This window comes from Micromonospora sp. ATA51 (assembly GCF_016802855.1).
GTDB classification, from domain to species: Bacteria; Actinomycetota; Actinomycetes; order Mycobacteriales; family Micromonosporaceae; genus Micromonospora; species Micromonospora sicca.
On record NZ_JAEVHJ010000089.1, the window covers coordinates 1 to 22091 of the forward strand.

A 22091-nucleotide genomic window follows, 5' to 3' on the forward strand; every position below is an offset into this window, starting at 1 on the left:
GTCGGCGCGTTCCTGGCCACCGGCCTGCTGATCGCGGCGGCCGGGCTGATCCCCGCGCTCGGCCGCGCGGTCGCGGCGATCCCGGGCCCGATCGCCAGCGCGATGCTCGCCGGGGTGCTCCTACCGCTCTGCACCGCCCCGGTCCGGGCGCTGGTGGAGGTGCCCCGGCTGGCCGCCCCGGTGGTGCTCACCTGGCTCGTCCTGCACCGGTTCGCCCGCCGCTGGGCGGTGCCGGCCGCGCTGGCGGTGGCGGCGGTGGCCATCGCGCTCACCGCCCCCGCCGCCGGGCCCGGCCGGCTGCACCTGGCCCCCACCGTCGAGGTGACCACGCCGGCCTGGACCCTGCCGGCGGTGGTCGGCCTCGCGCTGCCGCTCTTCCTGGTCACCATGGCCGCGCAGAACGTCCCCGGGATGGCCGTCCTCGCCGGCTACGGCTACCGGGCGCCGCTCGGCTCCGCCCTCCGGGTGACCGGGCTGGCCAGCGCGCTCGGCGCGCCGGCCGGCGGGCACGCGGTGAACCTCGCCGCGATCACCGCCGCGCTGGCCGCCGGACCGGATGCCCACCCGGATCCGGACCGCCGCTGGATCGCCTCGGTCACCGCCGGGATCGGCCTGGCGCTGCTCGGCCTCGGCGCGGGCGTGGCCACCGCGCTGGTGCTGCTCTCCCCGCCGATCCTGGTCGAGGCGGTGGCCGGCCTGGCGCTGCTCGGCGCGCTGGCCGGCGCGGTCTCCGCGGCCGTCGCCGAACCGGAGGCCCGGGAGGCTGCCGTGGTCACCTTCGTGGTGACCGCCTCCGGGGTCAGCCTGCTGGGGGTGGGCGGCGCGTTCTGGGGGCTGGTCGCCGGCTGGCTCATGCTGCTGCTGTTCCGCCGCCGGCGACCGGGCGGCGACGACCGGGCGGCGACCACGGAGCCGGCCGAGGGCGCCGTCGCGCCGGCCGAGGTCGTGCCGCGGGGCGATGACGTGCCGCAGGCCGGAGGCGGGGGACGGGCGGCGTTGTCGGGGCCGCCGGTCCGCTGAGGGCCGGGACCGGGCACGGCGTCCTTTGCAGTTGAATCGTTTGCGTCATCACCCCGCTCGTGCGGTCAGGACGCTCCGTCGACCGCGACGCCGATCTCCATGAGGCGCAGGCGCACCCCGGTGACGTTCGCCTCGACCATCCGCTTCAGCGCCCGGGCGTTGTCGAGGGTGTCGAGGACGACCAGGGCGTGGCTCAGCTCCGGGTCGTCGTCGTCCGCGCCCCACCAGCCCCGGACGAACCCGGGACTCTGCCGGGTCACCTCGGCCATGTGCGTGAACTGGGCCGACCGCTGGTCCGGATCCGCCGGCGTGCCGCGCTGCTCTCCGATCACCATCCACATCCCGCCCACGGTAGGGGATTCAGCGATGATTCATCGACGACATCAGCTTCGTAGCGTGTCCGGGAGGTGCGCCCGCCCGCCTCACTCCTCGGGGGGCAGCTCCGCGGCGGGGACGTCGAGGCGTACCTGGCCGTCGGAGACGGTGGCGATCCGGTCGGCGAGCACGTAGACCGCCCCGGTGCGGGCCAGCTCGGTGGAGACCTTCAGGTAGCCGCTGTGCAGCAGCCGGGCGGCCAGGTCGGCCGGCACGTCCGGCTCCTCGACCGCGGTCGCCTCGATCAGCTCGTCCAGGCTGCTGCCCGGGTCGGCGGTGGGCGCCTGCACCGTCACCGCGGTCGGGTCGCCGCGTTGGACGAGATCCACCGTGCCGATCTCGGCGCCGGTCGAGTCGACCACCCGCATGCCGGTGGTGACCCGGGAGATGGTGGCCTGCTGCTGCGTACCCTGCTGGTTCATGCAGGCGCGGTTCCCGGGCCGCGCCCGCGCTAAACGGACGGGGCCCAGCCGCTCGGCGGGCGGGGGGAGAGCTCACGCCAGCCGTCCAGCCCCTCCAGCAGGGCCCGGACCGTCTCCTCGGCCTCCTCCGCGCTGGCGTACTCGTAGAACCGGGAGACCCCCTCGGCGCCGCCGGCCCGCTGCTCGACGTGCCAGCGGTCCCCGTCCGCCCGGAGGAAGACGTCCCGCCGGGCCAGCCGCCCCCACTTCCCGTTCCACCAGTGCCTGCGCTGTTCCATGGCGGGACTCTATCGAACACCTGTACGACATGGGACGCCCCCGCGGGATTCCCGCGGGGGCCGTTGTGCATGTGCTACGTCAGCGCCCGACCGGCGGCTCGTTCCGGCGCCCCAGCACGTCGTCCAGCGCCCCCCGCTGCTGTCCGGGGGTGGTGTGACCGGCGGAGACAAGCGCGTCCCGGATCTCGGTGAGCAGCCGCACCTCCTCGCTCGGCGCCTTCGGCGGTGGCTCCTCGCCCCGCTTGCGCCGCTCGGCCAGCTTGTTCATCGGGAATACGACCAGGAAGTAGAGCACCGCGGCCGTCAGCAGGAACGTGATGAGCGCGTTGATGAACCCCGCCCAGTCCATGAGATTGCCCTTGCTGATCTCCCAGGCGCCAGCGACCTGGTCTTCGCCGCCGCCGACCAGCTTGATGATCGGCTTCAGGAACGAGTTCGTGAAGGCCGTGACCACGCCGGTGAAGGCGGCGCCGATGACGACACCGACCGCCAGGTCGACGACGTTGCCGCGCATGATGAAGTCTTTGAAGCCCTTGAGCATCCACACTCCCGTGCTGTCCGATTCTGCGTCCGGGACAACCTAAGCCCTGGAGGGCGGCTCCAGAAATGCGCCGGCCTCGATCGCCGCGCGTGCGGGATCGCCGTCGGAGATGGCGGCCACGAGTCGACCGTGGTCGACGTACCGCTCGGGCGACAGCGCGTCGCCCATGGCCTGGGCGACGGTGCTGCGCAGCGCGGCGCCGACCGAGGCGTACAGCTCGGCGAGCATGCCGTTGTGCGCGGCGGCGACCACCGCGGTGTGCAGCGCGGCGTCGGCCTCGACGAAGTCGTCCACCCGGCCGGAGCGCCAGGCGGCCTCCCGCGCGTCGAGCGCGGCGTCGAGCGCCGCCAGGTCATCGGGGGTGCGCCGCAGCGCGGCGAGCCGGGCCGCCTCCACCTCGAAGGCGCGGCGCACCTCGACCACCTCGGCCATCCGGTCGTCGGTGAGCCGGCGGGCCACCACCGGGGCCAGCTCGTCGGTGGACACCACGTACGTCCCGGAGCCCTGACGGCACTCCAGCACGCCGGCGTGGACCAGGGCGCGGACGGCCTCCCGGACGGTGTTCCGCCCCACCCCGAGCGCGGCGACCAGCTGCGGCTCGGTTGGGATCCGGCCGCCCACCGGCCACTCGCCGCCGAGGATCCGGGCCCGGAGCTGGGCGATCGTGTCCCGTACCCGCTGGCCGCGCGGCGGCACGGCGACGGAATCGACGGGCGGTGTCACCGGTTACACCTGCTGCCGAAATTCATCCCATGATTGTAGGTTCGAGGTCATGACCCCGCCACCCGCCAGCACCGAGGCCCCGATCCGGGACCGGACCCCGACCGCCGAGGGCACACCCACCACCGACGTGCCCGGCCCGGCGCCGGCCGCCACGCGGGTCGGCACCCCGTCCTCGGCCACCGGCGGCGCGCTGGTGCTGGTCGGCATGCTGCTGGTCGCGCTCAACCTGCGGGCCGCCGTGACCAGCCTTGGCGCCCTGCTGGACGAGGTGCGCGGCGGTCTGGGTCTCTCCGGCACAATGGCCGGCTTCGTCACCACCCTGCCCACCATCGCCTTCGCCGGCCTCGGCGCGCTCACCCCGTGGCTGGTCCGCCGGTACGCGCCGGCCCGGGTCCTGGTCGTGGCGATGCTCGCGCTCACGGTCGGCCAGGTGCTCCGGGTGGCGACCGACTCCGCGGCAGTCTTCGTGCTCACCAGCGCGCTGGCGCTGGCCGGCATCGCGGTGGCGAACATCCTGCTGCCGATGCTGGTCAAGCAGCACTTCGCGCACCGCACCGGGCTGGTCACCGGGGCGTACACGATGGCGTTGACCATCGGCACGACGGTCGCCGCTGCGTCCGCCGTGCCGGTCGCGCACGCCTTCGGCTCCTGGCGGGCCGGGCTGGGCGTCTGGGCTGGGCTGGCCGCGGTGGCCGTACTCCCGTGGGTGCCGCTGGCGCTGCGGGCCCGCGCCGCCCGGCGGGCGGCGACCCCGACTGCGGCCGTGGCCACCCCGGCCCGGATCCGGCCCGAGCGGACCCGGCTGGGCTGGGCGATGGCGGTCTACTTCGGCGCGCAGTCGCTCAGCGGGTACGCGATCATGGGCTGGCTGGCGCAGCTCTTCCGGGACTCCGGCTACGCGCCCGAGGCCGCCGGGCTGCTGCTGGCCGGGGTGACCGCGCTCGGCGTGCCGGTCGCGCTGGGGATGCCGACCCTGGCCGGCCGGCTGCGCACGCTGCGTCCGTTGGTGCTCGCGCTGACCGCCTTCTCCACCGCGGCCTACCTGGGCCTGGCGCTCGCACCGCGCGGCCTGGCCCCGCTCTGGGTGCTGCTGCTCGCCCTCGGTCAGGGCGCCTTCCCGATGATCCTCACGACCATCGGGCTGCGCGCCCGCACCGCCGAGGGCACGGTGGCACTGTCCGCCTTCGCGCAGAGCACCGGATATGTGATTGCCGCGCTCGGCCCGCTGCTGGTCGGCATCCTCTACGAGGCGACCGGGGGCTGGACCGCGCCGCTCGGCTTCCTCCTCGCGGCCCTGGCCGTGCAGACCGGCGCGGGCATGGTGATCGCTCGTCCCCGCTACATCGAGGACGAGCGCTGAGGAAGGTGGCTCAGGAGGAGGCCGGCGTGGGGTCGCCCGCGACGGCCTGCTCGACCGTCGGGTACGTGTGCAGCACCTCGACCAGCCCGCTGACCTCGAGGATGCGCAGCACCCCGCGCTGCGGGGCGGCCAGCCGGACCACGCCGCCGGCCTCGTCGCAGCTGTTCTTGGCGCGGACGAACACCGACAGTCCGGTGGAGTCGCAGAACGACACGTTCGCCAGGTCGAAGACAAGGCGGCTGCGTCCCTTGTCCAGCAGATCGGTGATCTGGTCCTGCAGTTGCGGTGCCGTCGCCATGTCCAGCTCGCCCGCGACCGACACGACGACCACGTCGCCGCGCTGTTCCGTGTGCACCGTCAGGGACATTCGTCGACCTCCTGTGTTCGGTGGAACGGTATCCCACGAAGCGGGGAACACGCAGAACGGGAGCCGTACGGGTGCCGACGATCATTCCTTGCCATGTGGCAAGTAGTCGGAATAGCTCCGGTGGTAGAGTCCGGCCGGTTCGCCAGTCCTGGGAAGTCAGAATGGCGTTGAGCGCCGAAGAAAGTGGCTGGCTCGCCCGTCTGCTGACCAAGAACGCCGAGCAGCTGATCCGACGCTGGACGGAGCTCGTCGCCTCGTCGCTGCGGGGGCGGCTCAGTCACGCCGAACTCGCCCGCCAGGTGCAGGAGCTGCACCGTAGCATGATCGGCGCCGTCGAGAACGGCCTCACCGACCTCGACTCCGAGCAGGGCGGCGAGCTGCGCGCCGTGCTCGCCGAGCTGTCCCGCGGTCGGGCCCGGCAGGGCTTCTCCGCCAGCGAGACCGCGATCAGTGTCTTCGCGTTGAAGGACGTCCTGCTCGAGCTGATGGAGGAGGACCAGAACGCGGGTAACCTCCGCGACTTCGTGACGTTCTCCGCCCTGATGACCAGATGGGGCTCTTCACCTTCGAGAGCTTCGTCCGCACCCGGGAGAGCCTGATCGCCGACCAGGCCGAGCAGCTGCTCGAACTCTCCACCCCGGTGGTCAAGATCTGGGAGGGCGTGGTCGCGGTCCCGCTGGTGGGCACGCTCGACTCGGCCCGCGCCCAGGTGGTGATGGAGCGGCTGCTCCAGACCCTGGTCGACACCGGTTCGCCGTACGCGATCATCGACATCACGGGTGTCCCGGCCGTTGACACCCAGGTCGCCCAGCACATCCTCAAGACCGTGGTGGCCGCCCGGCTGATGGGCGCCGACTGCATCATCTCCGGCATCCGGCCGCAGATCGCCCAGACGATCGTCGCCCTCGGCATCGAGTTCGGCGACATCGCCACCAAGGCGAGCCTCGCCGACGCCCTGCGGCACGTGCTGCGGCTGACCGGCGTGGACAACGCCCGCCGCCACCAGCGCCGGGAGTCCTGATGGAGCGGGTGCCGGTCCTCAAGATCGGCGACATCCTGCTGGTCTCCATCCAGGTCGACATGTCCGACCAGACGGCGGTGATGCTCCAGGAGGATCTGGCCGAGCGGATCGTCGCCACCGGCTGCCACGGCGTGATCATCGACATCACGGCGCTGGACATCGTCGACTCGTTCGTCGGCCGGATGCTCTCCACCATCGCGTCCATCTCCAAGGTGCTGGACGCCGAGACGGTCGTGGTCGGGATGCGTCCCGCCGTGGCCATCACGCTGGTCGAGCTGGGTCTGTCGCTCAACAGCATCCGGACCGCGCTGAACGTCGAGCGCGGCATGGAGCTGATCGCGGCGGCCCGCACCGACGAGTGGGTCATGGTCGACGGCGACGAGGACGCCGAGACGACGGCCACGACATGACCGCCGGTGTCGACCTGGGCGCGCCGCAGACCCAGGCGATCCGCAGCGACGACGACGTCGTGCGGGTACGGCAGCTGGTGCGTACGGTCGCGGTGGCCACGAAGCTCTCGCTGGTCGACCAGACCAAGCTGGTCACCGCCGCCAGCGAGCTGGCCCGCAACACGCTGATCCACGGCGGGGGCGGCACCGCCGACGTGGCGGGCGTCGACGACGGCCGCCGCCGCGGGGTGCGGATCGTCTTCACCGACTCCGGGCCGGGGATCCCGGACCTCGACCTGGCCCTGACCGACGGGTACACCACCGGCGGCGGCCTCGGCCTCGGGCTGAGCGGAGCCCGCCGCCTGGTGGACGACTTCGACATCGTCACCGCCGTCGACGAGGGCACCCGGATCACCGTCACCAAGTGGTCCCGATGATCGGCGACGTGGTCGCCGACCACGGTCTCTGGTTCCGGGTGGAGGGCAGTGGCGCGGGCAGCGGCGCACGCCGGGCGGCCGAGCGCCTCGGCGTCCAGTTGGGGTTGGGCGAGCGCCGCGTCGCCGACCTGGCCATCGTCGCCGCCGAGCTGACCAGCAACCTGGTGAAGCACGCCCAGGAGGGGGTGCTGCTGCTCCGCCCGGCGCGCCGGGCCGGGCGGGCCGGGGTGGAGCTGGTGGCCATCGACTCCGGGCCGGGCATGGCCGACCTGACCGTCTCGTCGTGGGACGGGCACTCCACCACCGGCACGCTGGGCATCGGCCTGGGCGCGATCGCCCGGCAGGCGACCTGGTACGACGGCTACTCGCAACCGGACCGGGGCACGGTCCTGGCCGTGCAGGTCTGGTCCGGGCCGGCCCCCGAGCCGTCCTGGGCGGGCGGGCTGGTCCGGCCGATCACCGGTGAACAGGTCAGCGGCGACGGGTACGGCGTCCGGGTCGCCGAGGGACGCCACCAGGTGCTGGTCTGCGACGGCCTCGGGCACGGGCCGCTGGCGGCGGCCGCCACGGAGGCGGCGCTCGCCGCGTTCCGGGACGCACCGGCCACTTCGCCGGCCACGGTGGTGCAGCATCTGCACCGGGCCATCGCGCACACCCGGGGGGCCGCGCTGGCCGTGGCCGAGCTGGATCCGGCCATGGGCTTGCTCCGGTACGCCGGCCTCGGCAACATCGCAGCCATGATCGTGGTGGAGGGCGAGCGGCGTCGCGGGCTGGTCTCGCTGCCCGGCATCGCCGGCCACCAGCGCCCCGCCGTGCGGGAGTACGAGTACCCGTTCGCCGCCGGCGCGAGGCTGGTCATGCACAGCGACGGCGTGGTCGACCGCTGGGACCTCGCCGACTACCCCGGCCTGCTCGGGCGGTCGCCCCTGGTGACGGCCGCCACCCTGCTCCGGGACGCCGGTACCCGCCGCGACGACGCCTCCGTCCTGGTCGCCCAGGGCTGGTCATGACCGGGCCGGCCGGCACACCCCCGCTGCTCCAGATGGCGCTCCGGGTCGAACAGGACATCTTCGTCGTCCGGCAGCGTGGTCGGGAGGTCGCCGCGGCGGTCGGGCTGGAACACCAGGACCAGGTCTGGATCGCCACGGCGCTCAGCGAGGTCGCCCGGGACCTGCTGCGGACCGCCGGCGGGGCGGACGTCACCTTCTCGGTGTTTCGACGTCGCCGCCGGGCGGTACGTGCTGTACGCGGACCTCGCGCCGGTGCGCCCGCTCCCGGACGGCAGCTACCAGCCGCAGTCCGGCGCGGTGGCGCGGCTGGTGGACATGCTGGGCGTCGTGGCGGACGAGGGGGATACGGTCGTGAGGATGTCCCGACGTGTCCCCGCCAACTCGCCGGCGCTGACCCTGGAACGGCTGGCCGAACTCCGTGCGGAGCTGGCCGACACCGCTCCGGGCACCGCCCTGGACGAGTTGGCCACGCAGAACCAGCAGCTGATCGCCGCGCTGGACGAGGTACGCAGCCAGCGCGACGAGCTGGAGGTGCTCAACTCCGAGCTCCAGGAGACCAACCGGGGTGTGATGGCGCTCTACAACCAGCTCACCGAGGAGTTGGAGGAGACCAACCGCGGGGTGGTCGCCCTCTACGCCGAGCTGGACGAGAAGTCCGCCCAGCTGCGTGCGGCCAGCGAGTCGAAGAGCCGGTTCCTGGCCAACGTCAGCCACGAGCTGCGCGCCCCGGTCACCGCGATCATCGGGCTGTCCCGGCTGCTCGGTGACTCCGCCTCCGACCCGCTCACCACCGAGCAGGCCCGCCAGGTGGGACTGATCCGGTCGTCGGCGGACGACCTGCTCGGCCTGGTCAACGAGCTGCTCGACCTGGCCAAGGCCGAGTCCGGCCGGATCGAGCCGAACTGGGCCGACGTGGACCTGCGGGCGCTCTACGGGCAGCTCCGGGGCACGCTGCGGGCGTTGGCCACCCGGCCGGAGGTCGAGCTGGTGGTGGAGGAGCCGCCGCACCCGGCCACCGTCCGCTCCGACGAGGTGCTGCTCGCCCAGGTGCTGCGCAACCTGCTGCACAACGGGTTGAAGTTCACCGAGCGGGGCGAGGTGCGGCTGCGCGCGGAGCGGCATGACGACCGCTGGTCGCTGTCGGTCTCGGACACCGGCGTCGGCATCCCGCCGGAGCTGCACGAGCGGGTCTTCGAGGAGTTCTACCAGGTGCCCGGGGCGACCCGGGTCGGTGGCACGGGCCTCGGGCTGCCGTACGCGCGCCGGCTGGTGATGCTGCTCGGCGGGACGCTGGAGCTGTCCAGCGCGCCGGGCCGCGGCAGCACTTTCACCGTCACCCTGCCCACGGGCGGAGCGTGACGGTGGGGGGCGGCGCGACGACCGTGCTCGTGGTCGACGACAGTCGTGCCAAGCGCTATCTGCTGGTCAGCTGGCTGACCCGGGCCGGGTTCGAGACGATCGAGGCGGAGAACGGCGCCGAGGCGCTGACCCGGCTGGAGACCGACCGGGTGGACCTGGTGGTGCTCGACGTCCGGCTGCCGGACCTCAGCGGCTTCGAGGTCTGCGAACGGATCAAGGAGCGCAACCCGGCGATGCCGGTCATCCACGTCTCCGCGCACGCGGTCGACGTGGTGGACCGGGCGCAGGGGCTGACCCGGGGCGCCGACGCCTACCTGGCCGAGCCGATCGAGCCGGAGGAACTGGTCGCCACCGCGCACGCGGTGCTCCGCTACTACCAGGCGCGGCAGCGGGCCGAGCTGCTCGCCGAGCGACTGGCCGCGCTCGCCGACGCCACCGTGCAGATGCACGCCGCTTCGAACTTCGTCCGGTTGCTGGAGGCAGCGGCCGCCGGCGCGGCGCATATCTTCAAGAGCCCGGCGGCGGTGATCGCGGAGACCTTCGACGGGGACTGCCTGGCCGGCGTGGCGGCCGGCCCGGACGCCGCCCCGCACGTCGTCCCGTGGGTGGTCGACGACACCGGGGTGCCGATCGGCACCACCGTCCGGGTCGACGAGCCCGCCGCGTGGGATCTGGTCGACTGGCCGACCGGTGACACGGTGACCGTGGCCGCCGCCAAGCTGCGCGAGGACCGGGCCCCGCTCTACGTGGTGGTGCCGACCGCGACCCAGACGGTGCGGACGCCGGTGCTGGTGCAACTCGCCCAGGCGATCGCCTCGGCGGCCGAGGCACAGCGCTCCTTCGACGAGGAGCACCGGATCGCGGTCACCCTCCAGCGCAGCCTGCTGCCCCGCCGGCTGCCCGAGATCGCCGGCCTGGACCTGGCGGTCCGGTACGAGCCGGCCAGCGCCCAGACCGAGGTGGGCGGCGACTTCTACGAGTTGGTGATGCTCGACGGGCACCTGCTGATGGCGATCGGCGACGTGGCCGGGCACTCGCTGCACGCCGCGACGGTGATGGCCGAGCTGCGGCACGCGGTCCGGGCGTACGCGGTCGAGGGGCACCAGCCGGGGGTGATCCTGGACCGGGTCAACGAGCTGATGTGTACCCTGCTGCCGAACGAGCTGGCCACCATCTGCGTACTGCTGCTGCACCCTGGCAGCGGCCTGATCCGGCTGGCCAGCGCGGGGCACCTGCCGGCGCTGGTCAGCCTGGACGGCCGGGTGGAGTTCGTCGAGCAGGCCGCTCCGCTGCTCGGGGTCCGCGCGCCCCGCCCGCCGGACCTGGAGTTCGTGCTGCCGGCCGGCGCGACGCTGGTCCTCTACACCGACGGCCTGATCGAGCGGCGGGACGCCACCATCGACGAGGGGATGGCCGCGCTGGGCGCGGTCGCACCCGGGTGGACGACGACCTGGACCAGTTCTGCCAGCGGTTGCTGGTCGAGCTGGCCCCGCCGGAGATCCACGACGACATCGCCGTGGTCGCCCTCCGCCGTCGCTGACCGGCCCGTCGGTCGCGGACCCGGTCAGCTCAGCGAGCGGGCGTACGCCGCCGGGGAGACCCCGGTGACGGCGGTGAACTCGCGGACGAGGTGGGCCTGGTCGCTGTAGCCGAGGTCGGTGGCGAGCGTCGCCCAGTCGAGCGGCCCGCCGGCGGCGGCCTGCTCGATCGCCTCCTGGAGCCGGTACCGCCGGATCACCCACTTCGGACCGACGCCGACGTGGTCGAGGAAGAGCCGCTGGAGCCGTCGGGTGGACACGCCGTGCCGGCGCGCGAAGTCGTCCACCCGCCGGATGCCCCGGTCGGCGCGGATCTCCTCGACCAGCGCGGTCGCTTCGGCGGCCAGCGGGTCGGGCCGGGGCGCCCAGCCGGTGAGCAGGGCGTCCAGCCGGCGGCAGCGGTCGTCGTCGGTGCCGAGGCAGACCGGGCCGGCGGCGGGGAGGCCGACGGCTTCGAGCGGCCGGCGTCGGCCGGTCAACTCGGCGACCGGCCGTCGCCAGAAGGGCCGGAAGCCGCCCGGCCGGAACTGGACGCCGCTGGTCCGGCCGGCGCCGTGCAGGGTGATGGCGAAGAGTTCGCCCGCGGGGCCGGCCACCTCGGCGGTCTCCGGGCCGCCTGCCGGGCCGTGGAACACCACGTTGACCGCCGGGTGCGGCACCACCCGCTGCTCGAAGGGCTCGGTCAGCTCCCAGTCGATGAGCCAGTAGTGCTCGACGTATGCCTGCAGCGCCGGGGTGGGCAACCGGCGGCGGAAGCGGACCTGCCGCAGCAGCCGGCCGGGGTCGAGGATGCCCCTGCTGTCCCGCCGCGGTCGCTGTCGCATTTCTTCAAGACCACCTTCATACGCTGGCCCTATGACCACGAAGACTAGTGAGCTGCTGGCCACCGCCGCACCTCGGACGGTGGCGGTGGTCCGCGGCATCTCCGACGACCAGCTCTCCCGGCCCACCCCGTGCCCGGACTACCTGGTGCGCGACCTGCTCAACCACCTGTACGACGTGGTGGTCAACTTCCAGGCGCTCGCCCGGAGACGGGAGGTCGACTGGTCGGCGAAGACCGACCACCTGACCGAGGGCTGGCGGGACCGGTTCGCGGCGGAGACCGCCCGCCTGGTCGAGGCCTGGGCCGACCCGGCCAGCCTGGAGGGCGTCTCGCCCGGCATGGGCCTGCCGCAGGAGACGGTCGGTGCGATGGCCCTGACCGACCTGACGGTGCACGCCTGGGACCTGGCCCGGGCCACCGGCCAGCGCCTGGACGTCGAGCCGGAGGTCCTCGCCGAGCTGCACGGGTTCATGGACCGGATGGGCGACACCGGCCAGCAGATGGGTGCCTTCGCCGCACCCCACCCGACCACCCCCGACGCCACCGACCTGGACCGCCTCCTGTCCCGCACCGGCCGCAACCCCATCTGGCACCCCTGACCCTTTCACCCTCCCTCCCCGCCAGCCGCTCCCGCTTCACGCGATCTTGCAGTTGGGGCCCGCTTTTCGCGGCACTTGCCCGGTATTGCGGGGGCACCAACTGCAAGATCGCGCGGGAGGGAGGGGGAGGGGTTGACGGGGCTATTCGCTGAGTGAATAGTGGTGCGGTGTCCACTCAGCATGTTCTGCTCGGGTTGCTGGCGGGTGGGGCGCGGCACGGGTACGAGCTGAAGCGGGCCCACGACGCGCGGCTGCCCCGGGCCCGGCCGCTCGCCTTCGGCCAGGTCTACGCCACCCTCGCCCGCCTCCAACGCGACGGGCTGGTGGTGCCCGCCGGGCAGGAGCGCGACGGCGGTCCGGACCGCACGGCATACGCGCTCACCGACGAGGGACGGGCCGCGCTGGAGCACTGGCTCAGCACGGTTGAGCCGCCCGTGCCGTACGTGGCCAGCACGCTCTTCGCCAAGGTGGTCGTCGCGCTGCTGGCCGCCGACGTCGACCGGGCCCGGGCGTACCTGACCGCCCAGCGCCGGGCGCACACCGCGCGCCTGCGCGAGCTGACCGCCGTCAAGACCGCCCCCTCGGCCACCCTGGACGACGTCGTCGCGGCCGACTTCGCCATCGCCCACCTCGACGCCGACCTGCGGTGGCTGCACACCACCCTGGACCGGGTCGCCGACTGGCACCGGGAGGTGCACTCGTGACACACCTGGAAGCTCGCGGCGTGGTCAAGGCGTACGGCAGGACACCCGCGCTCGGCGGGGTGACCCTCGACGTGGCCGAGGGGGAGATCGTGGCGGTGACCGGCCCGAGCGGGTGCGGCAAGTCCACCCTGCTGCACTGCCTCGCCGGCATCCTCCGCCCCGACGCGGGCGAGGTCACCTGGCGCGGCGCGCGGATCGACACCTGGTCCGAAGCGGCCCGGTCCCGGCTGCGCCGCACCGAGTTCGGGGTGCTCTTCCAGTTCGGCCAGCTCGTCGCCGAGCTGACCGCGGCGGAGAACGTCGCCCTTCCGCTGCTTCTCGCCGGCACGGGGCGGCGAGAGGCGCGGACGGCGGCGCTGACCTGGCTGGACCGGCTGGGAGTGGCCGAGGTCGCCGACGTCCGGCCCGGCGAGATGTCCGGCGGTCAGCAACAGCGCTGTGCCACCGCCCGGGCGCTGATCACCGAGCCCCGGGTGCTGTTCGCGGACGAGCCGACCGGCGCGCTGGACACCCTCGCCGGCGAGCAGGTGCTCACCCAACTGGTCCGGCTCGCCCGCGAGCAGCGCACCACCGTCGTGCTGGTCACCCACGAGCCACGGATCGCCGCGTACGCCGACCGGGAGGTGATGCTCCGGGACGGCCTGGTCGACCACACCGGGCTGGGGCTGGACACGCCGCTCGCGGGCGGCCACCGGTGAGGCCGGCCACCCTGGTCCGCCTCGCCCTGGCCGGCACCCGCACCGACACCGCCCGGGTAGTGCTGACCGCGCTGAGCGCCACGCTCGCCGTCCTCGCCGGCCTGGCCGCGCTGACCGTGCTGGCCATCCCGACACCATCCGGGGGGTCCGACGCACTCTCCGACCAGTACACCAACGGGCTGCTGCGAGAGCCGGGGTTGCGCGGCGGGACCGCGTTCGCCCTGCTGCTGCTCATGCTCCCGGTGCTGGGCCTCGCCGGGCAGTGCGCCCGGCTCGGCGCTCCCGCCCGGGACCGTCGACTGGCCGCGCTCCGGCTGGCCGGAGCCACCCCCGGCGAGGTCACCCGGGTCGCCGCGGCGGAGACCGGCCTGGCCGCCCTGCTCGGCGCGTCGACCGGGCTGCTGATCTACCTGGCCGGTCACCAGCTGATGCACCGGCCGGACGCCCAAGGCCGGCTTCCGCTCCCCACCGACGTGTACCCGCCGACGGCTGGCATCGTGGCGGTGGTGCTCGGGTTGCCGGCGCTCGCCACGCTGGCCACCGCCCTGCTGCTGCGTCGGGTGACGACCACCCCGTTCGGCGTGGCCCGGAAGGCCCGGACCAGGCCGCCCTGGCCCTGGCCGGGCCTGCTGATCCTGCTCGGGCTGGCCGCCTTCGCCGCCTTCCGGCCGGCCGGGCTCTGGTACGAGCGTCGGCACAGCGAGCCACCGCTCTGGCTGCTGCCGACGCTGCTGGTCGGTGGGGGCCTGATCGCCATGATCGGGGTGGTCACCGGGACCGGTTGGATCTCCCACCGCACCGGCCGTCTGCTGCACCGGTACGCCCGGGGGCCGGCCGCGCTGCTGGCCGCCTGCCGGTTGACAGCCGATCCGTGGGCGGCAGCCGGACTTTCGCCGCGCTCCTCGCCGCGCTCATCTTCGGGGCCGGAGCCGCCGGGATCCGTGCCGACTTCCTGGCCACGATCGAACTGGGGCGGCGGACCGGCAACGGGATGGCCGCACCCGACGACTTCTACCTGGGCGCGATGGACCTGGTCGACCTGGCGGTCGCGGTCGCCATGACGATCGCGGCGGGCGGCCTGCTGGTCGCGCTGGTGGAGGGGATCGTCGCCCGGCGGCAGGCGTATGCGGCGCTGGTGGCGACCGGGGTGCCCCGGGGGGTCATCGGCCGGTCCATCCTCTGGCAGTCCCTGGCGCCGGCGGCACCCGCGATCGCCGTCGCGCTCACCGTCGGTCTCCTGCTCGTCCGGGGCGCGTTCCCGGCGCCGACCGGCGGTGGCTACTCGCAGGAGATCTGCGACGCCGGGGAGAAGCTCTGCGCCGGCGAGGTCACCCGCGCCCAGTACGTCCGCACGGAGTGGGTTTCCCGGGTGACCGTGCCGCCGGACGTACCGTGGGACCGGCTGGCCTGGCTCGGCGCCGGCGCCCTCGGCGCGGTGCTGGTGACCGTGGGGGTCGGCCTGCTCTTCCTGCGCTCCAGCACCGCGGTGGAGGAGTTGCGGACGACCTGATGTGACGCCGCCGCCGCCGGTCACGCTGTTGCCTGCGGAGGACCCGCCGGTGGGTCCCTCCGGGCCGGGGCCGGGGCCGGACCGGCCGGCGGAACGCGGAACATCGGGAGATCACCAGCATGCAGAACCAGCCCGGCGGGGCGCCACCGGTCTTCGTCGACCGGACCGGACGACGTCGCCGGCTCACCGTCATCGCCGGCGCGGCGATGGGCCTCGGCCTGCTGACCAGCCTCGGGCTGATCCTCGCCGGCCTCTTCTTCGACTCCTCCGTCCCGCTGCCCGGCTGGTCGGAGACCAGGCAGCGGCCCCCCGTCGAGGCCGGGGTGGACGCCCCCGGCGAGGTACGCCAGCCGAGCAGCCCCAGCCCGCGCCCGGTGCCGGTGACCAGCACCTCCGTGCCCGCTCCGGCACCCTCGCCGACCTCCGCCGGCGCCCGGGCCACCGCCCCGGCGCCCCGGGCGTCCATGAGCAGCCCGCCGGGCCAGGGCGCCGAGCGGCGCACCGCCAAGCCCAGCCGCACCCCGCGCAAGCCATGACGATGGCGAGACACGTGGCCCGGCCCGACCCTCGGGCGCACTGGCTGCTGCTCCTGCTCGGTCTGTTCGTCCTGCTCGCGGCGCTGAGCTTCAACGGGCTGGTCACCAACGTCGGCGGTGGGTCCGGCCCGTCGGACGCGCCCGCCTCGCCCGCCCTCCGCCAGGCGGCCGCCGGCGGGCCGGTGCTGCGGCTGGACGGGCCGACGCCGGTCACCCGGCGGATGCCGGCGCGGACGATCGCCCTGACCTTCGACGACGGGCCGGACCCGCGCTGGACCCCGCAGGTGCTTGACGTGTTGCGCCGGCACCACGCGCACGCCACGTTCTTCGTGGTCGGCGCGCGGGTCGACGAGCACCCGGAGCTGGTCCGGCGGATCCTCGCCGAGGGCCACGAGATCGGCTCGCACACCTTCACCCACGCCGACCTGACCGCGGTGCCGCGCTGGCGGGCCGGGTTCGAACTGGCCTGGACCCGCAGCGCCGTCGCCGGGGCCACCGGCCGCGAGGTGACCCTGCTCCGGCTGCCGTTCTCGTCGGTCACCACCTCGCTCACCGGGCCGCAGTACCAGGCGCTGCGGGACGCCGCAGGCAGCGGCCACGTTGGCGTGCTCACCGACCGGGACACCAAGGACTGGCAGCGACCCGGCGTACCCGCCATCGTCCGGGCCGCCGGTCCGCAGGACGGGGCGGGGGCGGTGGTCCTGATGCACGACGGCGGCGGCGACCGCAGCCAGACCGTGGCCGCCCTCGACCAGCTGCTGCCCCAGCTGACCCGCGAGGGCTACCGGTTCACCACCGTCTCGGCGGGGATCGGCGCGCCGGACTCGATGGTGCCGGCCGGCGCGGGCGCCCGGCTCAGCGGCACCGCGCTGCGCTGGGCGCAGACCGGTTCCGGCTGGCTGGCCGCGGCCATGAACCTGCTGCTCGGCGTCGCGCTGCTGCTCGGCGTCGCCCGGCTGGCGGTGCAGGTGGTCTGCGCCCAGCTGCACGTCCGCCGGGTCCGCCGGCCGCGGTACCGCCGGCCCGAGGTGAACGCCCCGGTCTCGGTCATCGTGCCGGCGTACAACGAGGCGGCGAACATCGCCGCCACCGTGCGGTCGCTGGTCGCCAGCGCGTACCCGGCGCTGGAGGTGATCGTGGTGGACGACGGCTCCAGCGACGGCACCGCGGAGATCGTCGAGCGGCTGCGGCTGCGCGGGGTGCGGGTGATCCGGCAGGCCAACGCCGGCAAGCCGGCGGCGCTGAACACCGGCATCCGGGCCGCCCGGGCGGACCTGCTGGTGCTGGTCGACGGGGACACGGTGTTCCAGCCGGACACCGTGCACCGCCTGGTGCAGGGCTTCGCCGACTCCACGGTCGGCGCGATCTCCGGCAACACCAAGGTGGCCAACCGGCGTCGGCTGCTCGGCCGCTGGCAGCACCTGGAGTACGTGATCGGCTTCAACCTCGACCGCCGGATGTACGACGTGCTGGAGTGCATGCCGACCATCCCGGGCGCGATCGGCGCGTTCCGCCGGGAGGTGCTGCTGGCCGTGGGCGGTGTCCCCGCCGACACCCTCGCCGAGGACACCGACCTGACGATGCGGGTGCTCCGGGCCGGCTGGCGGGTGGTGTACGAGGAGGGCGCGATCGCCTGGACCGAGGCGCCCTCGTCGCTGCGCCAGCTCTGGCGGCAGCGCTACCGCTGGTGTTACGGGACGATGCAGGCGATGTGGAAGCACCGGCACGCGCTGCGCGAGCCGGGCGCCGGCGGCAAACTGGGGCGGCGGGGCCTGCCGTACCTCACCGTCTTCCAGATCCTGCTGCCGCTGGCGGCCCCGGCGGTCGACGTCTTCGCCCTCTACGGGCTGCTCTTCCTGCCCTGGTCGGCGCTGGTCCTGGCCTGGGCGGGGCTGCTCCTGCTGCAGGGCTTCACCGCCGCGTACGCGTTGCGCCTGGACCGGGAGCGGTTCGGCCCACTGTGGACGCTGCCGTTCCAGCAGCTCGTTTACCGGCAGGTGATGTACCTGGTGGTGGTGCAGTCGGTGGTCACCGCGGTGATCGGCAACCGGCTGCGCTGGCAGCGGATGGTGCGGACGGGCGAGGCGGCCGCGCTGGTCGGCGCGGGACCGGCTCCCCGCTGACGCCGCCCCGGCTGTGCTCTCGATCCGTGCCGGTCGGGTGCGGTCAGCGGGCGTCGAAGAGGCCGGCGGACCAGGAGACCGCCACGCCGATGGCGGCGGAGCAGCAGCAGATCAGCAGGGCGGCGGCGACCACGCCGAGGATCATCCAGGCCGTCCCGCGCCGGGCCGCGCCCGTTCCGGCCGGCACGTCCGCCCGGGGTGCCTCCTCGTCGTCGCTCACCGCGGCAGTCTATGCGCGCGTCGCCGGCCCGGATTCCGGCACGGATGGCGGTGCCCGGCGCGGCCGGAGTGGACCCGCCGTCCCGGTCTTGCAGGGCGAGTGACGGCCGTCCGCCCGGAAGCGGGGCGCCGGCCGGGGAACGGCGGGGCGGGCGGCGGTGGGCGGTCGGGCAGGATGGGGCGATGGAGCTGATCTCGATCGACGACGTTCGGGCCGCCGCCGACGACATCGCCGGGACGGTGGTGCGTACGCCGCTGCTGCCGGCCCCGTGGGACGGTGAGCTGTGGCTCAAGCCGGAGAGCCTGCAACCGGTGGGCTCGTTCAAGCTGCGCGGGGCGACCCACGCGGTGGCCCGGCTAGACCCGGCGACCCGGGCCCGGGGCGTGGTGACCCACTCGTCCGGCAACCACGGCCAGGCGCTCGCCTACGCGGCGCGGGCCGCGGGCGTCCCCTGCACGGTGGTCGTCCCGGCGGGAGCGCCGCCGGTCAAGGTGGACCGGATCCGGGCGCTCGGCGCGGAGGTGCGCCTGGTCCCGCCGGCCCGCCGGCTCGCCGAGGCGGAACGGATCGCGGCCGACACCGGCGCCGCGCTGGTGCCGCCCTTCGACGACCGGCGGGTCATCGCCGGGCAGGGCACCATCGGCCTGGAGATCGTCGCGGACCTGCCCGACGTGGACGTGGTGCTGGTGCCGGTGGGCGGCGGCGGGCTCGCCTCGGGAGTGGCCACGGCGGTGCCGGCGCTCCGCCCGTCGGCCCTGGTGATCGGCGTGGAGCCGCTGCTCGCCGCCGACGCCAAGGAGTCGCTCGCCGCCGGCGAGGTGGTGGTCTGGGATGTCGAGCGGACCTACCGGACCAGCGCCGACGGGCTGCGTACGCACCTGTCCGCGCTGACCCTCGCCCACCTGCGGGACCGCCTCGACGGCATCGTCACGGTGACCGAGGAGGAGATCCTCGCCGCCACCGGTCGGCTGGTGCGGGACGCGCGCCTGGTGGCCGAGCCGAGCGGCGCGGTGGCCCTGGCGGCTCGGTTGTCGCACCGCGACGAACTGCCCGCCGGGCGTACCGTCGCCGTGGTGACGGGCGGCAACGTCGACCCGGCGCGGCTCGCGTCGGTGCTGGCCTGACCGGAGGGGCCGGCGACCCGGGCCCCTCCGTCGGTGGTCAGGCGCGGCGGAGGCGGTCCAGGATCCAGGCGTTGATGAACGCCTCCTCACGCCAGGCGTCGTACCGGCCGCTGGGTCCGCCGTGGCCGGCGCCCATCTCGGTCTTGAGCAGGTAGTCGCCCTGCGGCGCGACCGCGCGCAGCCGGGCGATCCACTTGGCCGGCTCGTGGTAGAGCACCCGGGTGTCGTTCAGGCTGGTCACCGCGAGGATGGCCGGATAGTCGACCGGGGCCACGTTCTCGTACGGGGTGTACGACTTCATGTACGCGTACACCTCGGGGTCGTCGAGCGGGTTGCCCCACTCCTCCCACTCGGTGACGGTCAGCGGCAGTGACGGGTCGAGGATCGAGGTGAGCGCGTCCACGAAGGGCACCTGCGCGACGATGCCGGTGAACGCGTCCGGGGCCAGGTTGGCCACCGCGCCCATCAGCAGGCCGCCGGCCGAGGCGCCCCGGGCCACGAGGCGGTCGGCGGCCGTCCAGCCGGCCTTGGCCAGGTGCCGGGCGCAGGCCACGAAGTCGGTGAAGGTGTTCTTCTTGGCCAGCAGCTTGCCCTGGTCGTACCAGCGCCGGCCCAGCTCGCCGCCGCCGCGGATGTGCGCCACCGCGAAGATCACGCCCCGGTCGAGCAGGGAGAGCCGGGCGATGGAGAACCACGGGTCCATGCTCGCCTCGTACGACCCGTAGCCGTAGATGACGGCGGGGGCGGAGCCGTCGCGCGGGGTGCCCTTGCGGCAGATCAGCGAGATCGGCACCCGGGTGCCGTCGTCGGCGAGCGCCCAGTCCCGGTGCTGCTCGTAGTCGGCCGGGTCGTACGGCCGGCCGTCCGGCCCGGGCCGCACCGGCTTCTGCTTGCGCAGCACCATCTGCCGGGTGACCAGGTCGTAGTCGTAGACCGAGTCGGGGGTGACCAGCGAGGTGTAGCGCAGCCGCACCTCATTGGTGCGGTACTCCGGGTTGGCGTCCAGCCCGACGCTGTAGATCGGCTCGGGGAAGTCGATGTCGTACGGGTCGCCGCCGCCCACCGGCAGCACCCGCAGCCCGGTCAGGCCGTTGGTGCGCAGCGAGACGACCAGGTGGTTCTCGAACGCGTCGACCGACTCCAGCCGGGTGCCGGGGGAGTGCTCGATCAGCGGCGTCCAGTCGCCGGGCGCGTCCGCCGAGGTGTACGCCAGCGCGAAGTCCTCCGCGCCGTCGTTGTGCAGGATCAGGAACCGGTGCCCGTGGTGCTCCACGGCGTACTCGACGCCCTGCCGGCGGGGCGCGATGATCGCCGGCTCGCCGGTGGGGTTGGCCGCCGGGATCACCCGTACCTCGCTGGTGATCTTGCTGTGGATGTCGATGACCACGAACCGCTCGGAGCGGGTCAGCTCGACGCCCACCCAGAACCGCTCGTCGTCCTCCTGGTGGACCACCACGTCCTCGCCGGACGCCGTGCCGACGGTGTGCCGCCAGACCCGGTTCGGCCGCCACGCCTCGTCCACCGTGACGTAGAAGAGGGTGGAGGCGTCGGTGGACCAGGCGGTGCCGTAGAAGGTGTCCGGCACCTCGTCGGCCAGCACCTCGCCGGTGGAGAGGTCCTTGATCCGCAGGGTGAACCGCTCGTCGCCGGCGAAGTCCGTCGAGTACGCCAACCAGCGGCCGTCCGGGCTGACGTCGAACGCGCCGAGCGAGAAGAAGTCGTGCCCCTCGGCGAGCAGGTTGCCGTCGAGCAGCACCTCCTCGCCGTCCAGCGGGGCGCCGTCGGCGCTGATCGGGGGCGCGGTCTCGCCGTCGCGGACGGCCCGGCGGCAGTGCACGCCGTACTGCTGACCCTCGACGGTGCGGGTGTAGTACCAGTACCCGTCCTTGCGGGTCGGCACCGACAGGTCGGTCTCCTGGGTGCGCCGGCGGGTCTCCTCGAACAGCTGCGCGCGCAGCGCCTCGAGGTGCGCGGTGCGCGCCGCCGTGTACGCGTTCTCCGCGGTCAGGTGGGCGATCGTCTCCGGGTCGTCCTTGGCGGCGAGCCAGGCGTACTCGTCGACGACGGTGTCGCCGTGGTGGGTGCGCTCGGTCGGGACGCGCTTGGCGACGGGTACGGGCGACGGCTCCAGGTCGCGGCGCGGCGACAGACGCGCCGAGCTGGAGTTGTCGGGGGTCTCGATGGTCACGGCGTCACGTTACCGGCCCCCGGCGCGCCGTCGTGGGGTACGCGCGGCACGGGATCCGGCAACCCCGCCACCACGTCTTTCGAACACATGTACGATGACCGGCATGGCGGCTGCAGCGAGTTCCACGAACCGGCCCGGAGCCCTGGAGATCACCCGGCGACTGGCGGAGATCTGCGGCCCGCCGTTCGCCCGCTTCGCCGGCCCCGCCGACGAGGTGGCCGGCCGGACGGCGCGCTGGGTGGCGGTGCCGGGCGGTCCGCACGCCGCCGCCGAGGTGCTGCCGGCTGGCCGCGCGCACCAGCTCACCGTCGTGCCGCGCGCGCGGCACCAAGATCGACTGGGGTGCCGCTCCGGCCCAGGTCGACATCATGCTCGACACCGGCCGGCTCGCCGGGATCTGGCACGAGCCGCAGGGCTCACCGGTCGCCGAGATCGGCGCCGGCACCCCGCTCCGGGCGGTCCAGGCGACCCTGACCGCACCGGCCAGCGGCTGCCGATCGACGTGCCCTCTCCCGGGGCGACCCTCGGCGGGGTGCTCGCGGCCGACGAGGCCGGCCCGCTGCGGCACCGGCACGGCAGTCCGTGCGCCCAACTGGTCGGGGTCCGCTACCTGGACGCCGAGGGCGAGCTGGTCAGCCTGGGTGCGGCCGGCACCGCGCGGCTCGGCCAGGCCGGGCCGGCGGGCGGCGAACCAGCGGGCGGCGAACCGGCGGGCGGCGGCGCGGC

At 74.3% G+C, this 22091-nt stretch carries 22 protein-coding genes and 4 pseudogenes; 17 read left to right on the plus strand and 9 right to left on the minus strand.

Translation table 11 applies throughout. From position 1 onward, the window contains the following. On the plus strand, positions 1-1020 hold a 1020-nt coding region (locus tag JNW87_RS16005), incomplete at its 5' end, for a benzoate/H(+) symporter BenE family transporter (RefSeq protein ID WP_238453947.1). 65 nt (positions 1021-1085) lie between these two features. On the opposite strand, the gene JNW87_RS16010 is transcribed toward JNW87_RS16005, so the two are convergent. From JNW87_RS16010 to JNW87_RS16030, 5 genes are all read right to left on the minus strand, one after another. Beyond that, complete coding sequence (locus JNW87_RS16010; protein ID WP_109802730.1) at positions 1086-1361, minus strand: hypothetical protein; 276 nt, start codon at positions 1359-1361, stop codon at positions 1086-1088. 81 nt (positions 1362-1442) lie between these two features. Beyond that, positions 1443-1817 carry a hypothetical protein gene (locus tag JNW87_RS16015; protein ID WP_109802731.1) on the minus strand — a complete coding sequence of 125 codons (375 nt, stop codon included), beginning with the start codon at positions 1815-1817 and terminating at the stop codon, positions 1443-1445. A gap of 29 nt (positions 1818-1846) precedes the next feature. Further along, positions 1847-2095 (minus strand): hypothetical protein, encoded by a 249-nt coding sequence (locus tag JNW87_RS16020; RefSeq protein ID WP_109802732.1) that lies wholly within the window; start codon positions 2093-2095, stop codon positions 1847-1849. 79 nt (positions 2096-2174) lie between these two features. Further along, on the minus strand, positions 2175-2636 hold the full coding sequence (gene mscL, locus JNW87_RS16025) for a large conductance mechanosensitive channel protein MscL (protein WP_109802750.1): 462 nt from the start codon (positions 2634-2636) through the stop codon (positions 2175-2177). Positions 2637-2675: 39 nt separating this feature from the next. Further along, entirely contained in the window at positions 2676-3359 is a 684-nt protein-coding gene (locus JNW87_RS16030; protein ID WP_109802733.1) for a FadR/GntR family transcriptional regulator, read from the minus strand. A 49-nt stretch (positions 3360-3408) separates the two neighbouring features. Between JNW87_RS16030 and JNW87_RS16035 the strand changes: the two genes are divergently transcribed. Beyond that, positions 3409-4719, plus strand: coding sequence for an MFS transporter (locus JNW87_RS16035; RefSeq protein WP_109802734.1), 1311 nt, complete (start codon positions 3409-3411; stop codon positions 4717-4719). A gap of 10 nt (positions 4720-4729) precedes the next feature. Here the strand turns inward: JNW87_RS16035 and JNW87_RS16040 are convergent, their stop codons facing one another. Then, positions 4730-5086, minus strand: a complete 357-nt coding sequence (locus tag JNW87_RS16040) for an STAS domain-containing protein (RefSeq protein WP_088976933.1) — start codon at positions 5084-5086, stop codon at positions 4730-4732. 161 nt (positions 5087-5247) lie between these two features. Between JNW87_RS16040 and JNW87_RS16045 the strand changes: the two are divergent. The 6 genes and pseudogenes from JNW87_RS16045 to JNW87_RS16070 all read left to right on the plus strand — a co-directional run bounded on the left by JNW87_RS16045 (position 5248) and on the right by JNW87_RS16070 (position 10842). Next, positions 5248-6107 (plus strand): annotated as a pseudogene (locus JNW87_RS16045) (STAS domain-containing protein). Further along, on the plus strand, positions 6107-6517 hold the full coding sequence (locus JNW87_RS16050; protein ID WP_109802736.1) for an STAS domain-containing protein: 411 nt from the start codon (positions 6107-6109) through the stop codon (positions 6515-6517). Before JNW87_RS16045 ends, JNW87_RS16050 begins: the two are co-directional and overlap by 1 nt. Then, entirely contained in the window at positions 6514-6933 is a 420-nt protein-coding gene (locus tag JNW87_RS16055; protein WP_109802737.1) for an ATP-binding protein, read from the plus strand. Before JNW87_RS16050 ends, JNW87_RS16055 begins: the two co-directional genes overlap by 4 nt. Next, complete coding sequence (locus JNW87_RS16060) at positions 6930-7943, plus strand: SpoIIE family protein phosphatase (RefSeq protein WP_238453952.1); 1014 nt, start codon at positions 6930-6932, stop codon at positions 7941-7943. Before JNW87_RS16055 ends, JNW87_RS16060 begins: the two co-directional genes overlap by 4 nt. Further along, a pseudogene (locus JNW87_RS16065) lies at positions 7940-9302 on the plus strand (sensor histidine kinase). The gene JNW87_RS16060 and the pseudogene JNW87_RS16065 overlap by 4 nt, the downstream one beginning before the upstream one ends. 2 nt (positions 9303-9304) lie before the next feature. After that, positions 9305-10842, plus strand: a pseudogene (locus tag JNW87_RS16070) (SpoIIE family protein phosphatase). A gap of 24 nt (positions 10843-10866) precedes the next feature. Here JNW87_RS16070 and JNW87_RS16075 read toward each other — a convergent pair. Further along, a complete protein-coding gene (locus tag JNW87_RS16075; RefSeq protein WP_109802739.1) occupies positions 10867-11664 on the minus strand; it encodes a helix-turn-helix domain-containing protein in 798 nt (265 codons plus the stop codon). Positions 11665-11695: 31 nt separating this feature from the next. On the opposite strand from JNW87_RS16075, the gene JNW87_RS16080 reads away from it, so the two are divergent. From JNW87_RS16080 to JNW87_RS16110, 7 genes are all read left to right on the plus strand, one after another. Next, positions 11696-12262, plus strand: a complete 567-nt coding sequence (locus JNW87_RS16080; RefSeq protein WP_109802740.1) for a TIGR03086 family metal-binding protein — start codon at positions 11696-11698, stop codon at positions 12260-12262. A 167-nt stretch (positions 12263-12429) separates the two neighbouring features. Beyond that, positions 12430-12966 carry a PadR family transcriptional regulator gene (locus tag JNW87_RS16085; RefSeq protein WP_109802741.1) on the plus strand — a complete coding sequence of 179 codons (537 nt, stop codon included), beginning with the start codon at positions 12430-12432 and terminating at the stop codon, positions 12964-12966. Further along, positions 12963-13664 (plus strand): ABC transporter ATP-binding protein, encoded by a 702-nt coding sequence (locus JNW87_RS16090; protein WP_109802742.1) that lies wholly within the window; start codon positions 12963-12965, stop codon positions 13662-13664. The genes JNW87_RS16085 and JNW87_RS16090 overlap by 4 nt, the downstream gene beginning before the upstream one ends. Then, positions 13661-14725 carry an FtsX-like permease family protein gene (locus JNW87_RS16095; protein WP_238453948.1) on the plus strand — a complete coding sequence of 355 codons (1065 nt, stop codon included), beginning with the start codon at positions 13661-13663 and terminating at the stop codon, positions 14723-14725. The genes JNW87_RS16090 and JNW87_RS16095 overlap by 4 nt, the downstream gene beginning before the upstream one ends. Next, entirely contained in the window at positions 14656-15174 is a 519-nt protein-coding gene (locus JNW87_RS16100) for an FtsX-like permease family protein (protein WP_238453949.1), read from the plus strand. The genes JNW87_RS16095 and JNW87_RS16100 overlap by 70 nt, the downstream gene beginning before the upstream one ends. Before the next feature lie 119 nt (positions 15175-15293). Beyond that, positions 15294-15710 (plus strand): hypothetical protein, encoded by a 417-nt coding sequence (locus JNW87_RS16105; protein ID WP_109802744.1) that lies wholly within the window; start codon positions 15294-15296, stop codon positions 15708-15710. 2 nt (positions 15711-15712) lie between these two features. Further along, the gene (locus tag JNW87_RS16110; protein WP_109802745.1) at positions 15713-17833 is read left to right on the plus strand and encodes a bifunctional polysaccharide deacetylase/glycosyltransferase family 2 protein; all 2121 of its coding nucleotides are present in this window, start codon (positions 15713-15715) and stop codon (positions 17831-17833) included. A 43-nt stretch (positions 17834-17876) separates the two neighbouring features. Here the strand turns inward: JNW87_RS16110 and JNW87_RS16115 are convergent, their stop codons facing one another. Next, complete coding sequence (locus JNW87_RS16115) at positions 17877-18053, minus strand: hypothetical protein (RefSeq protein WP_161557874.1); 177 nt, start codon at positions 18051-18053, stop codon at positions 17877-17879. A gap of 182 nt (positions 18054-18235) precedes the next feature. On the opposite strand from JNW87_RS16115, the gene JNW87_RS16120 reads away from it, so the two are divergent. Continuing rightward, positions 18236-19177 (plus strand): threonine/serine dehydratase, encoded by a 942-nt coding sequence (locus tag JNW87_RS16120; RefSeq protein WP_238453950.1) that lies wholly within the window; start codon positions 18236-18238, stop codon positions 19175-19177. 37 nt (positions 19178-19214) lie between these two features. Here the strand turns inward: JNW87_RS16120 and JNW87_RS16125 are convergent, their stop codons facing one another. Next, positions 19215-21308 carry a S9 family peptidase gene (locus JNW87_RS16125; protein WP_109800069.1) on the minus strand — a complete coding sequence of 698 codons (2094 nt, stop codon included), beginning with the start codon at positions 21306-21308 and terminating at the stop codon, positions 19215-19217. A 160-nt stretch (positions 21309-21468) separates the two neighbouring features. Between JNW87_RS16125 and JNW87_RS16130 the strand changes: the two are divergent. Beyond that, a pseudogene (locus JNW87_RS16130) lies at positions 21469-22091 on the plus strand (FAD-dependent oxidoreductase); the annotation flags it as partial.